This window comes from Bacillus cereus, assembly GCF_002561295.1.
In the GTDB taxonomy this organism is placed as follows: domain Bacteria; phylum Bacillota; class Bacilli; order Bacillales; family Bacillaceae_G; genus Bacillus_A; species Bacillus_A cereus_S.
The window spans coordinates 32,051-45,166 of the sequence record NZ_NTUG01000034.1 but is presented as its reverse complement, the minus strand read 5'-3'; the positions used below and the strand labels follow the sequence as shown (position 1 = coordinate 45,166).

Sequence of the window (13,116 nt, the reverse complement as noted above, 5' to 3'; positions counted from 1 at the left end):
TTTTATGAATAGTTATTTTGGTTGTGTTTGAAAGTATTTACGCTGGAACCAAAGCGCCACATTTACAAGTGCTATCATAACTGGAACCTCGACTAAAGGTCCGATAACTGCTGCAAACGCTGCACCTGACTGAATTCCAAATACACCTACAGCTACTGCAATCGCTAATTCAAAGTTATTACTTCCAGCCGTAAACGCTAATGTTGTTGATACCCCATAACTTGCACCGATTTTTTTGCCCATAAAGAAAGAGACAAAGAACATGATTACAAAATAAATGAGTAATGGAATTGCAATACGTACAACATCAAATGGTACGCTAACAATCACTTCTCCTTTTAGAGAGAACATCACAATGATTGTAAATAGTAATGCGATTAAAGTAATTGGACTAATCTTTGGAATGAATACTTTTTCATACCATTCTCGTCCTTTTGTTTGTACAAAGATAAAACGTGTTAACATTCCTGCGATGAATGGAATTCCTAAATAAATAAAGACTGATTTTGCAACCTCTGCCATTGTAATATCTACAACAGCCCCTTCAATTCCTAACCATTCTGGAATAACTGTTACAAACACATAAGCATAAACTGAGAAAAATAACATTTGGAATACAGAGTTAAATGCTACTAATCCTGCCGCATATTCTGTATCACCTTTTGCTAAATCATTCCAAACAATAACCATCGCAATACAACGAGCTAAACCAATCATGATTAAGCCCACCATATATTCTGGCTTATCCTGTAAAAATATAATTGCCAAGGCAAACATAAGAATAGGACCAATAATCCAGTTTTGTACAAGTGATAATACCAATACTTTTACATCTTTAAAAACGCGCCCCATCTCTTCATAACGAACTTTTGCTAATGGAGGATACATCATTAAAATTAACCCAATCGCAAGTGGTATAGAGGTTGTTCCTACCTGTAGACTATTCATTCCATCAACGAATCCAGGTGATAGATATCCAACTCCAATCCCTACTGCCATTGCGAGAAAAATCCAAAGGGTTAGATATCGATCTAGGAAAGATAGACGTTTTTTCCCCGTGTTGCTCATCCTTCTCACTTCCCTTTCTAACTATTTATTAACAACCACACCGGAGTGTAGGATTGCTCTTCACAATTTGTTTAATTTTCTCTGTTTGGTCTGGTACATGTGCTAAAATATCTTCTAAAAGCGTGTATAAATCACTTGCTTGATTTAAAGAATAATAAATCCACTGACCTCTACGCTCTTCCTGCACTAAACCTAAATCCTTTAACTTTCGAAGATGCTGACTGATAGAAGGTTGACTCATATCAAATACTTCAAGAAGTTCACAGACACAGCATTCACGTTGTTTAAGGATTGATACAATTGTTAATCTTGTTTTATCTCCTAATAGTTTCAGTAATTGGGATGCTCTTGTTACCTCTATAACTGTTTTTTCCATATCTACACCTACCTCGTTATAATTATATAAGCATATACTTATATGTTGTGTAAAAATAAAATGTATTATTCCTTCAAGTTACTTTATTCTTACTTTCAAAATAAGTATATAACTATTTACTTATATGTTCAACTAAAAACTCTCACCTTTACAGAATCTTTACATTGAATTTCCTTATTTAAAATTTGTACTCTTTTTCTTATCCCAAAAGATATAATAGAAGAAACTCATTCAAAATGGAAGAGTGGCGAAATTACTGCTGTTATGTTTATGGAAATGTTAGAACTAAAGAAAAATACCTTTTATAAAATTATGAAGGAATATGAAGAAGCAAAGTAGCATCTGGTCTATTGGAAATGCTACTTTGCCCCCAGTTGTAGGAACGCTGGTACTACCTCTAATAAATATAACAATATAAGAAACAAGAAAAATAGTTATTTTTAAATTATTTAGTGTTCTAGACAAAATAATTTTAAGTAATAATAGTTTAAATAAATATACTGATCATAAAGCGTGTATATTTTTATATGAACTTGGAAATACAAGTGGGGATGTAACTATTTTATTTAGGACGGTGTACTTGAAATGGATCTACAAGCTGGAAAATTATACTGGAACACAACTTTTCTCAATTCACCTTCTTATCCTTGTTTGGAAAAAGACATAATTTGTGATGTTTTAATAATAGGTGCTGGAAGCTCAGGTGCTCAATCAGCCTACTATTTATGTGATTCAAATTTAAATGTGGTTATAGTCGATAAACGGAAGGTTGGACATGGAAGCAACCTAACTAATACAGCGCTCATACAATATTTGGGTGATAAAATGTTTTTTGAACTTGTTAATACATTTGGTGAAGATTATGCAGTAAAACATATGAAATTATGTGAAGAAGCAATTAATGATATTGAATTTGCAAATCAAAAATTACCTTCTCAGTCTGATTTTATACGACGTGATAGTTTATATTATGCAAGCTATGAAGGGGATATTAAGAAATTAGAAAAAGAGCTTTATTACTTACAAAAGCATGGTTTTAAAGCAGATTGGTTATCAGAAAAACAAATTGGACAGAAATATCCTTTTAAAAAATATGCCGCCCTATATACGTATAACGATGGCGAAATAAATCCCTATAAGTTTACACATAATTTATTAAAACAAGCTTCTAATCAAGGAGTACAGATTTATGAAGATACTGAGATTGTTGGTAAAAAATTCGAAAACGACTTTGCTACTTTTTATACCAAAAATGGTAGTTCTATTACTACCAAGAAAGTAATTGTAGCTGCGGGTTATGAAGGATTAGAATTAAAAAAGGAAAAGAATGCTACTCTAATTAGCTCATATGCAGTTGTCACTACCCCAGTTGAAGATTTTTCTTCTTGGCATAAACGTACTCTTATTTGGGAAACTGCTAGACCTTATATATACATGAGAACCACAGCAGATAATCGAATTATTATAGGTGGTCTAGATGAAGATACAAACATTGCTGAAGAAAGAGATTCAAAATTAATCCATAATAAAGAAAAGCTATTATATGAATTCAATAAGCTCTTTCCTAATATTACAGTTAAACCTGAATTTTATTTAAGTGCTTTTTATGGTGGTACTCATGATGGTTTACCTATAATCGGAATGTATGAAGATTTTCCTAATTGTTATTTTATCTATGCGTATGGAGATAATGGATTAGTGTATAGTATGGTACTTTCTAAAATTATCAGTGATGTAATTATAAAAGGTTCTAGTCCTAATTTAAATTTATACTTGCAGTCCAGACCTAATTTAAATAAATAGACTGTATACGTAAATAAAAAATTAGAGATTTAGGAATTAATGTACTTAATGATATGGAAACTATATATTTATAGTTGTAGGTATTGTAAGGAATAAGGAGAAATAACATTTGTAAATAATGAATTTAGAATGTAAATATTTCGGACAGACCTTTGGTCTTACCACCGTCAAGTAGAAAACTGTAAAAAAGACTATTCAACCATCGAAATTCGATATTCAAATGAAGCTAGATGGTTAAGTCTTTTTGAAATCGTAGTTAGTTATACGCTACATAAGTAGAAGATTTTATGAGCCATTAAGCTAAGGTTATCATATACCCCCTAAATGAAAAATTTCTTTCTCTACAGATAGTTACTCTGAGAAGTCAGCTCATTTTTTCGTTTTGGGGGTATTTATTTTTCTTAAGTTGATAGGTATGTTGCCATATCCCTATTATGTAAAATATTCTAATTTTGCATTGGGAAAGAACTTCTTCATATAAGAATAAAGATAATTTTTTATATCCTCTTCTTCTTCTTTTTGATAAATATATTTTCCAATCCCATATTTCCCCCATTTATATCTTCTCTTCTCTTCATTTAATTCCAATTTTGTCATTGGGTAGTTTTTTTCAATCACCCTCTTAGCAGGCTTTGTAAAACGATGTTGAATAAATTCAAATGTAATATCATCTCTTACATCAAGGGGTAATTCAGCATCAAGGCGTTCAAACATATGATAGTACCCATCCTGCCAACCTTCATGAAGATAAATAGGAGCTACTATGAACCCTAGCGGATATCCTGCTCTTGCTACTTTCCCTGCTGCTTCAATTCGTTTAGCTAACGGAGAGGTACCAGGCTCAAAGTTTTTAATAACGTAATCAGCGTTTACACTAAATCGAAATCTTGTTTTCCCATTATGTTTTGCATCAAGCAAATGGTCTACATGATGAAATTTTGTAACAAATCTCAGCTTACCATATTCAGATTCTCCAAAATGCTCAATTGCCCGTTTAAGAGTATGCGTTAAGTGATCAATTCCAACAATATCTGATGTACAGGAAGCTTCAAACCTTGTTAATTCAGGCTCGCGATCCTCCATATATTTGTCAGCAGCTTCGAGGATTTCGTCAACATTCACATATGTTCGGATATATGGCTTACTTCCCATTGTTGTCTGTAAATAGCAATAATGACAATGTCCCATACACCCTGTTGCAAAGGGAATAGCATACTCTGCTGAAGGCTTTGAAGTATCAAATTTCAGTGTTTTTCTAACACCAACAACAAGAGTAGACTTTGCTACTCTATACTTTTGAAAATCGTTTTCGCCTGGCAGGTCTCTCACTTGATTATGAGAAGTAGTATGCCGAATTTCAACATCCATTTTTGAAAATTTTTCATAAAGTTCTTTCCCTAACGGATAATCTAATGCTTTAGGTTCAAAGTATACAAGCTTAGGCATAAAGGGGTTCATTCTAACATCCCCTCTGAAACATCCCCATAATAATACGTGTAAGCTTGGTTTGCCTCTTCCTCAGTAGAATAAACAGCCATCTCATTTGTTAGTGGATAATACGTTTCGTAAAGAAATAAAGCTAACTCATTTGGCCTCTCAGGATTATTTACAACTGCTGCAGCTTGTATATTTGCTACATCCTGAGTGTGGGGGTTTCGGTAAAAAATATAGACAATATCTCCAGCATGATAAGTTGTACTTTCATTAGAAAATTCCATTCAATCACCTTTTCTTTTTATGAAATGCAATGTGCAAAGTAATACATTCTAAATTTTTTCCTATAGTCCATAAAAATATGTCTTCTTTTATCAAGGAGAATTTGCGTTCTAATAATTACAATCTTATTTGAGGTGGACAAAATAGAAAAAAACTTTTTTTGGATTACATTTATGATTCAACCTATGGCGGGGTACCATCACATGCTCATCTGCTTAAGAATATTTTCTAATAGTTTAAATTTATTACACCAGAACCAAATTAGTTGAAATTAATGGTGGTTGACATTTTTAAAATAAAAATTTTTACATAGAAAATAAGAAATTGTACAAATTAAGTATCATTCTATTACTTAATAGTGAGGTGATTAATTATGTCAGTACTAGACAATTTTGATCAATGGAAAAGCTTTTTAGGAGAGCGCTTAGAACAGGCACAAGGGAAAGAGATTGCTGGTAATACAGTTTCAGATATGGCATTCCGTGTAGGTGATTATTTGGCGAATGAAGTTGAGGCGCGAAATGATCAGGAAAAACTATTAGCTGAACTTTGGAAAGTTGCTAATGAACAAGAACAACATACAATTGCTAATTTAATGGTAAAGTTTGTGCAACATAAATAAATAAGCATGACTTTTTAGTCACACTTCTATATAAAAAGGGTGTGACTATTTATTTTTTCAAATCTTCAGTACTCTTTACATAGATAGATGTTTTAGTACGTGAATTGTTATGTGTAACTAGATATTAATTTTAAGTTCATCTTAATAGTTGATCTTTTACAAAAAAATAATATCTAAATAATTAAAAACCGATTCCTTAATAAAAGGGATCGGTTCATTTATATCGAAATGATAATTATATAATTAGAATAATTTATTGTTGTTGCACTAACCATTCTTCAATTACTTTAGCTGTCTCATCCCTTTGAGTTTTGGGCGTAATTAAACTTGTATTGTCCCCTTTTTGCTTACCATACATACCAAAATTCGCATGATTCCCACCTTTTATCATGTGCATGGTTGTATTCTTAGACATTAACTTCTCACTGTTCTTTATTTTTTCTACAGTTGCTAAACCATCTACTTCACCATAAATTGATAACATTGGAATCAATTTGGTAGAGAAATCGTCTGCTGGATAAGAAGCTAAGAAAATAATCCCGTCTACTTTTTCTTCATGGTGAAAAGCATACCTAGAAATCATAGCCCCACCCATTGAATGTCCAGCAACATACCATTGTTGAATTTTAGGATATTTTTCAATTATACTGTCTACTACATTGGTTCCAAGTATCGCTAAGTTTAATGGTAACTTAGGCATTACTACAAAATGTCCATCCTTTGCAAGTGCTTCCCCTAAGTAACTATACGACTCAACTTCTACTTTAGCACCTTGATAAAAAATAATCCCTATTTTGGCCTCTTTCTCTCCAAAGACCATATTATCTTCAGCTTTTTTATAATCTACTAGCGACAAAGCCTCTTTGGTTGGTTTGTAAGTAAACTGAGACCAAGCAAAAAAGATAATACTTCCCATAAGTAATATACCTAATACAGAGTACAAAATAATTCTTATCCATTTCTTCATACATATCACCTCACTAAAACATTTAAAATTTAAACCCTAAGTATTATTAATGTAATTTTTAATTAATCTTTTATTATTATTCCAAAACAAATAACGGTTAGGAAAAACAATAAGAGCCCTACATGCTATTTTGTAAACAATACCACTATATAAAAGGCGATCACTTTATACACAAGTGAATAACAAATCCCCCTTTATGTTAATCTTTGTGCTATGTTGAGGGCTTTGATCCAAAAGAATAACAATAAACACATTATTTAGTGGTTCCAGGTATGAAAAATCAACATATTAATTAACTAGTTAGTTAATTAAAGTTATATAAATATATAATGACATACTTACAACTGTAAATAGTACAAAAATTGTGAAGAAGTTGTGTATATTGCATAAATCTAAACTATTATCTCGCATAATTTTAAGGAAAAATGACAAACTAAGTATGTGCTATTAAATAAGTAGCTCAAATTATTGTTCGTTCAATGGGCAGATAATACATCTTATTATCTGCCAAATTCTATTTATCCTTTTTTATTTTTTAATAATTTATATGTTTGGAGGTTATATTATTGAATTTTTCACATTCTAACAAGGGAAAGACTAACTATTCTAAAGAAACAAAAAATTATATCAACCCTAAACTTCAACCCGTAGAACAGGCTATGAATGGATTGTATGGAATGCCAGAAACTGATATTGAAGACAAAGATCATCAAAAAGGAAATTTGAAAAATACTTAGCATTTCAATATAACCTTTATTGTCCATACATATTTTAATTGTAATAATAAACAAGGGAAATGAAAATTCCCTTGTTTATTAATTTTATTATATTATCAAGCATCTAATTTTTTTGTTTCTTTCTTTTTCCAAAGATTTCCTGGCCAAAATGCAAATCGTCCTAGAACCACTGTAATGGCAGGGACAAGAAGCGGCCTTACAATGAATGTATCTAATAGTACTCCTATTGCCGTAACAAGACCAAATTGAACAAGTACTTGGATTGGTAAAGTAGCTAATACTGCAAATGTTCCGGCTAAGATTAAACCAGCAGACGTAATAACGCTACCTGTTTGAACAACTCCGTTTTTGACTGCTTCAAGGTGTGGCTGGCTTCTTTTATTCTTCCATATTTCAGAAACCATAAATATATTATAGTCCTCTCCTAATGCTACCAAGAATACAAATGCATATAGAGGGATTGCTCCTTGTATTGCGGGTGCATCCATACCATAGTGAAGTAATAGCCAGCCTGCTCCTAATGCAGAGAAGAAAGATAATACAACTGTTAAAATTAAATAAATCATGGCAACAATAGAACGAAGATAAACAAGTAGTAATAATGCGATAATACCAATCATGACAGGGATAATTACATCTTGATCACGTTCGGTAGTTTGTTTTGTATCATATAATGATGCTGTTTCTCCTCCAATCCATATATGGTTCTCAGCATCATTTATTTCAAATTTTTTCATCATTTGTTTCAAACTTTTTCTTAACTCAGGGATTTTATTCATGCCCTCAATTGAATATGGATTCTCTTGTAAGGAAACCTCATACATTTGTAACTGACTATTCTGTTTCCCTTTTATAGGTTCCGTTACTTGATTTACGAAAGAAAGTTTTTTTAACTCTGTTGCTACAGGGATGTCTTTCCCTTTTGTATCAACAACAATTTGTACTGGCGCTAACTCTCCAGGTGAAAAATGATCTGATATTAAATCAAACCCCTCACGTGATGGCATATCTTTAGGAAATGATTCTAATAAATCGTACGTAAAATGAATTCGTGGAACAAATGATGCCAACCCACCCAATAGGAATAGTGTCAGCAAGATAATGGTCCAAGGTTTACGTATCACAAGGTCTCCAAGTTTTTTGCTCAGAAGTCCTTTCGATTCCTTTACCTTAATTGCTTTCTTTTTCTTCCTAGCACGTTCTTCATTCATCTCATTTGTTCTTGGTATGAACGGAAAAAACGCTACTCTCCCCAAAATAGCTAGTAATGCTGGTAAAAGCGTCAATGAGGCAACCCCCATAAGGAACACAGCCACACTAAATGGCACTGCAAATCTATGGAAAGAACCAATATGAGCAAGTAAAAGGGTACCCAATCCAACTACCACTGTAAGAGCACTCATGATAATTGCGCCACCTGATTCTTTAATAGCAAGTTGCAGCGCTTTAAATTTATTTTTTTCTACTAATAAAAATTCTCTATATCTTGAAATAAGAAATAAACAATAGTCAGTACCAGCTCCAAATAAAAGTACAGTCATAATTGAAATCCCTTGTGCATCAGCAGTAATCCATCCTTTATCTGCTAAAAATCCTAAAGTTGGACTAATTACCCCATAAGCAAATCCCACTACAATTAAAGGTAAGATTGCTAAAAGTGGTGAGCGATACAGAAGAATAAGTAAAACTAAAACAAGTAACACTGTTGCAACTAGTAATTTCACATCAGCCTGACTGAATAAGCTTACTGCATCAGTCTGAATACCAACTGGCCCCGAAAGACGAACATGCAGACCAGAATCAGAAATGTTTCTTTTAAAAGGATCATCTACCAAAGTATCCTTTATAACACGCTGCAATTCATTCATATTCTCTTGAAGAGTATCTGTCCCTGCTGTTGTGTTAAAGAATACAGGAGTTACAAGAGACGTACCATCTTCTGAAACACTCTTTGCTAATACTTGCTGTGGTATTGTATCAAATGGTGGTAACATTAATTGATCTTTTAATGGTGTGTTTTTAAGTTGTTTGTAAGTATCTTGAATTGCCTTAAAGTCATTTGCTTCTAAACCCTTGTCTCTATGCCAAACGATAAGGGCAGGGTTTCCAGTATCATTAGGAAACTCCTGTTTAATTAAACGACTAGCTTGTTGTGACATAGCGTTTTCAGGAAGGTTTGGAGCCGTCTCATCCTCAACGGTATTAACTGCTGGCCATGTAAATGATAAAACAAGGGTTAATAAGACCCACACCAAAAGAGTAATCCACCTTGCTTTTGGTCCCCCAACCAATTTCCCCCAAGTATATAGAGGGTGCTTTTTCATAAATATCCACCTTTCTAACTAAACTTTTTCATCAATTATATATACTAGTTAGTTAATTAATCAAGAACTATTATGTTAATATGCTATAATATTTTTAACTTTGAAAAGTCAGGAGCGAATGAAATTGGAACAAAAACAGCGTCCCTTGGGAAGACCACGTCAAAATAAAACTACAATATCTACAAAAGATAAAATTGTAAACATTGCTACAAAATTATTTTTAAGTAAAGGATATCAAATCGTTTCTATGGATGATGTTGCCAAAGAATGTGATGTGACAAAGGCAACCGTTTACTATTATTATGCTACTAAGGCCGATCTTTTTACTGATACAATGGTTCAAATGATGGTTCGAATTAGAGACAACATGGATAAGATTCTTTCCACAAAAAAGCCCCTTAAAGAGCGCTTACTTCATGTTGCACAAATACATTTAACTGCTACAATTGACATTGATATTAAAAGTTTTATGAGAGATGCAAAGATTTCTCTTTCTGATAAACACTTGAGACAAATGCAAGATGCAGAAGATAAAATGTATGAAATATTAGCACAAACTATAGATAAATCAATAAAAGAAGGAGAAATACCTAAAAATCACTCGCTATTAAGTGCCCATGCCTTTGTTGCTTTGCTGTACGTTGGTGGATACAGAGATGTTAATCAAAAGCCCCTTATCCCTAATATAGAAGATTTTGCAAAACAAATTGTTGATTTTTATTGGAATGGATTAAGTAAGTAAGTATGAGTGCTTCTTGATTATCTTTTCTATAATACTCTCCTTTATATATTTTAAAAGAGTGCCTTGAATTTTCAGGCACTCTTTTTTATTGATAACAATTCATTTCGGTACACTTTTAATTAATTCCTCCATATGAAATAAGTTTTAAACCGATTGTTGCTTCCAAAACCAAAGCAATACATACCATTCGCCTTCAGTCTTTGGATTCACTATACAGAAGTATACCTAATAGCGCTCCAACTGAAGTGCCAATCTTAAATCCAAATTGCATAAAAATTAAAGCTTTCCAACTATGATCCATATACAGTTTGTTTAGTATAGAAATACCAACCATATCGAATAAGCCAACTAAAATTAAAAACAATTATTTCATTAAGAATCAATCGCCTTCTCAACTTTATCTTTTGATAGCCCAATAAATACTTTAATTCAGTTTGTTTTCGTGTTAGTAACCCCGAAATTTTATTATTGCTAAAAATAAAAAAGCCTAAGAGAATAACTGAAATAACCAGTCTCCCCCACGCTTTGATCCTTCCGTGACACAACATCGCTGGGAGTCTTCTCTCAGACCTGAAAAACATAAAAATTATATAAGTAACGTATATTATACACATATTTAAAACTCATACAATATTATTAAATATAAATTATCGACTTCTAAACCTAATCCCTTAGATTAATGTTGACTTAATCAGTCTAATAAAAAAGAATAACTTCTGAAACAATGCATACATAATACATAGCTTTAAAGAAAATATTTTATTACTCTTTATCCCATGTATTTTGTTTGTGCTTATACGCACCCCTCGAATTCTCTGTTAAATCTACTATATCTGTTTCCTCACCAAATTCAGTACTATAATTAGGTTTTCCATATTCTTTACGATTCATCTCTTGATTCGCATCCTTCATTGGTTGAAACAACAGTGTTAAGCACATTAACCCACTTAGTCCAACAAGAGCAAAGATTACTCTTGCTAAAAAGGCATTCTGTCCACCAAATATTGTTCCTACTAAATCAAACTTAAAGAAACCAATTAGACCCCAATTAATAGCACCAATAATAACTAAAGCTAAGGCAATTCGCTGTATAGTTCTCATTCATATAACACCTCCTTCAGTCTCAACTTTTAAAAATATGGACAGGAATACTCTGTATCCTTCCTTCTTGAATCGTTAGCTTTGATTTCCAATCACAGTGGCAGCTCATAATTCAACATAAATACATTCCAGTACCATAATATAAACTTTGACTAACATTTTAATGTTTTTATTATTTAATATTGGGATAAGACTGCATGGTATTGCGTTTATCGATACTGTAATGATTAACCCTATTTGTACTTTCTGCATCATATAGCTATCCTGTTAGTTGCTAGGATGCAATCTTATCATTAGAAATCAACAATGGTTTCATACACAAAATATATAATACATATTCAATTTATTTTTTTGTTTCTAAAAAGGCTTCTTGATGTTACATAAACTAACCTTTTCTAAAACAACTTGCTTCTTTTATTTCGCATAATATACAACAATACGTTCATACTACACTTGATCCATTAAAAAGCTCCTATAAATGGCTAATGTTTCATAACAAGTGGGCAAAGCAGGCGTTTAATTAAACAGCCTGCTTTCCTTAAAGACTCATTCCAATTTCCAAAATGTCTTACATAAATAGATAAAGTAGGTATATTGGGATCTTTTAATATTCCTTTGGCAGTTGGTAACTTTTGATAGGAATGAGCCCATTCTTTTAACCTAGATAGCAAAATCCTTCTTGTATACATATGTAGCTTTTAACCGCCTTATCGACATAATACATTTAATTCGTTCTTAATTTATGGATTACTTTCAAAAAAATAAATACTGACGATATCAAAAAGGCAAGCACCAAAATATGCTTGCCTTTTCTTCTAACGACGATGTTCCACAAGATCAATTACACCTAAAACAACGTGAGCTAAACCAAATCCAAATACTGTATTTGCAATCATCTTATTAGATCCACGAGTTTGCTTCAAGGCATATCCCGCAGCTGTAACTGCTGTACCTAATGTAGTTGGAATTAATCCTTCACGAATATTCATAGTAACGTCCTCCTAGTATCGCAGTTAGTAATTCTGCTTTAATACTTTGGAATTAAAGTACTAAAACAAGTATTAGTATTTTCCTGTCTTATAAAAATATGTGGATTTATTTTAAATATCTTCATTTCATTATGATACAGCGTTACTAAAAATGTTAATGCGTAAGTTGTTTTAATACATTTACATGTTCCCTATCTTTATCTAAAATATCATGTATTAACATATGACTTTCTGGATCCAAATCACCTTGTACAATTTCTTCTGATATTTGAATGCCATAATAACCTTCGCCCTTTAACGCGCTACTTACAATTCCTTCTGTTGTATTTGGTACTGTAAATTGACTTATCAAACCTTGAACAGAGCCAATCATTCCTTCACTATCAACCGGTACTCCTCCAAGATTTTGTATTCTTTCTGCTACTTTTAAGGCGTGTTGTTTGTGATCTTGTTGTATTCTTTGAAATTCCTTTTTTATTTCTGTGTCTTTTAACTTCTCTATATAATGCTCATAGGCATGAATACCCATGTACTGCCCTTTTAGAAAGGCATTTAATGTATTGACTACACTCTTTTTTTCCATATCATCACTTCCTTTTTACGTTATCCTTTTACAGAAGCCGATGGATTATCCATATCTTGTGTGCAATACTATTATTTAATATCTTGTT

14 protein-coding genes and 1 pseudogene are annotated in these 13,116 nt (G+C 32.3%); 5 read left to right on the top strand and 10 right to left on the bottom strand.

Going from position 1 to position 13,116, the window contains the following annotated elements; genetic code table 11:
* Positions 1-12: 12 nt before the first annotated feature.
* Together arsB and CN373_RS18450 are read right to left on the bottom strand one after the other, a co-directional pair.
* Positions 13-1,068 carry an ACR3 family arsenite efflux transporter gene (gene arsB / locus CN373_RS18455; RefSeq protein ID WP_000072356.1) on the bottom strand — a complete coding sequence of 352 codons (1,056 nt, stop codon included), beginning with the start codon at positions 1,066-1,068 and terminating at the stop codon, positions 13-15.
* 28 nt (positions 1,069-1,096) lie between these two features.
* A complete protein-coding gene (locus CN373_RS18450) occupies positions 1,097-1,444 on the bottom strand; it encodes an ArsR/SmtB family transcription factor (protein WP_098359860.1) in 348 nt (115 codons plus the stop codon).
* A 210-nt stretch (positions 1,445-1,654) separates the two neighbouring features.
* Here CN373_RS18450 and CN373_RS25900 point away from each other — a divergent pair.
* Positions 1,655-1,783 (top strand): annotated as a pseudogene (locus CN373_RS25900) (recombinase family protein); the annotation flags it as partial.
* A gap of 246 nt (positions 1,784-2,029) precedes the next feature.
* Entirely contained in the window at positions 2,030-3,247 is a 1,218-nt protein-coding gene (locus CN373_RS18440; protein ID WP_000365511.1) for an NAD(P)/FAD-dependent oxidoreductase, read from the top strand.
* A gap of 432 nt (positions 3,248-3,679) precedes the next feature.
* Here the strand turns inward: CN373_RS18440 and splB are convergent, their stop codons facing one another.
* Together splB and CN373_RS18430 are read right to left on the bottom strand one after the other, a co-directional pair.
* Positions 3,680-4,705 (bottom strand): spore photoproduct lyase, encoded by a 1,026-nt coding sequence (gene splB, locus CN373_RS18435; protein WP_001067895.1) that lies wholly within the window; start codon positions 4,703-4,705, stop codon positions 3,680-3,682.
* Positions 4,702-4,965 (bottom strand): transcriptional regulator SplA, encoded by a 264-nt coding sequence (locus tag CN373_RS18430; protein ID WP_000396004.1) that lies wholly within the window; start codon positions 4,963-4,965, stop codon positions 4,702-4,704. The genes splB and CN373_RS18430 overlap by 4 nt, the downstream gene beginning before the upstream one ends.
* Positions 4,966-5,336: 371 nt before the next feature.
* Between CN373_RS18430 and CN373_RS18425 the strand changes: the two genes are divergently transcribed.
* A complete protein-coding gene (locus CN373_RS18425) occupies positions 5,337-5,585 on the top strand; it encodes a DUF3243 domain-containing protein (protein WP_000114452.1) in 249 nt (82 codons plus the stop codon).
* 253 nt (positions 5,586-5,838) lie between these two features.
* Here CN373_RS18425 and CN373_RS18420 read toward each other — a convergent pair whose 3' ends face one another.
* Complete coding sequence (locus CN373_RS18420; protein WP_000758866.1) at positions 5,839-6,552, bottom strand: alpha/beta hydrolase; 714 nt, start codon at positions 6,550-6,552, stop codon at positions 5,839-5,841.
* Positions 6,553-7,118: 566 nt separating this feature from the next.
* Here CN373_RS18420 and CN373_RS18415 point away from each other — a divergent pair.
* Positions 7,119-7,289 (top strand): DUF4021 domain-containing protein, encoded by a 171-nt coding sequence (locus CN373_RS18415; RefSeq protein WP_098359859.1) that lies wholly within the window; start codon positions 7,119-7,121, stop codon positions 7,287-7,289.
* Positions 7,290-7,384: 95 nt separating this feature from the next.
* On the opposite strand, the gene CN373_RS18410 is transcribed toward CN373_RS18415, so the two are convergent.
* Positions 7,385-9,613, bottom strand: coding sequence for an MMPL family transporter (locus CN373_RS18410; protein ID WP_098359858.1), 2,229 nt, complete (start codon positions 9,611-9,613; stop codon positions 7,385-7,387).
* 124 nt (positions 9,614-9,737) lie between these two features.
* Here CN373_RS18410 and CN373_RS18405 point away from each other — a divergent pair, with 124 nt between their 5' ends.
* Positions 9,738-10,355 (top strand): TetR/AcrR family transcriptional regulator, encoded by a 618-nt coding sequence (locus CN373_RS18405; RefSeq protein WP_000436045.1) that lies wholly within the window; start codon positions 9,738-9,740, stop codon positions 10,353-10,355.
* Between the two features lie 762 nt (positions 10,356-11,117).
* Here CN373_RS18405 and CN373_RS18395 read toward each other — a convergent pair.
* From CN373_RS18395 to CN373_RS18380, 4 genes are all read right to left on the bottom strand, one after another.
* Positions 11,118-11,456, bottom strand: coding sequence for a DUF378 domain-containing protein (locus tag CN373_RS18395; RefSeq protein WP_001259247.1), 339 nt, complete (start codon positions 11,454-11,456; stop codon positions 11,118-11,120).
* A 482-nt stretch (positions 11,457-11,938) separates the two neighbouring features.
* The gene (locus tag CN373_RS25730; RefSeq protein WP_098359857.1) at positions 11,939-12,145 is read right to left on the bottom strand and encodes a homing endonuclease associated repeat-containing protein; all 207 of its coding nucleotides are present in this window, start codon (positions 12,143-12,145) and stop codon (positions 11,939-11,941) included.
* A 126-nt stretch (positions 12,146-12,271) separates the two neighbouring features.
* Complete coding sequence (locus CN373_RS18385) at positions 12,272-12,445, bottom strand: hypothetical protein (RefSeq protein ID WP_001025956.1); 174 nt, start codon at positions 12,443-12,445, stop codon at positions 12,272-12,274.
* A gap of 154 nt (positions 12,446-12,599) precedes the next feature.
* On the bottom strand, positions 12,600-13,028 hold the full coding sequence (locus CN373_RS18380; RefSeq protein WP_098359856.1) for a ferritin-like domain-containing protein: 429 nt from the start codon (positions 13,026-13,028) through the stop codon (positions 12,600-12,602).
* Between the last annotated feature and the right edge of the window lie 88 nt (positions 13,029-13,116).